A 332-nucleotide genomic window follows, 5' to 3' on the forward strand; every position below is an offset into this window, starting at 1 on the left:
TGGGATGTCGATCCCGACGGCCGACTGGCGGTCAAGCACGGCGACAGCTTCATCCTGTGGGCCGAATGGATGCCGGGCCAGCGGGTGACGTCGCGTTCCATCCAGCCGTTCGGCCAGGCCATCACCCGTCCCGGGAGTCGGCACTTCGCCGATCAGGCTCCGCTGTTCGTCCGCAAGCAATTGAAACCGGTATATTTCTGGCGCGAAGATGTGCTGGCGAATGCCGTAACCCGAAAGACCGTGACCAGCCGCCGTTGACTGGTTACAAACCCCGCCACCACACGTCGCAGAAACAACTGACCGGAGAGATCATGCCTCGTTTCGCTTCCACC

General features: G+C 62.0%; 1 protein-coding gene. It reads left to right on the forward strand.

All coding sequences use genetic code 11. From position 1 onward, the window contains the following. The coding region (locus H5407_RS23835; protein ID WP_183106940.1) for a penicillin acylase family protein at positions 1-258 on the forward strand (258 nt) is incomplete at its 5' end. Between the last annotated feature and the right edge of the window lie 74 nt (positions 259-332).

Origin of the sequence: Mitsuaria sp. WAJ17 (assembly GCF_014174515.1) — a bacterium.
In the GTDB taxonomy this organism is placed as follows: domain Bacteria; phylum Pseudomonadota; class Gammaproteobacteria; order Burkholderiales; family Burkholderiaceae_C; genus Roseateles_B.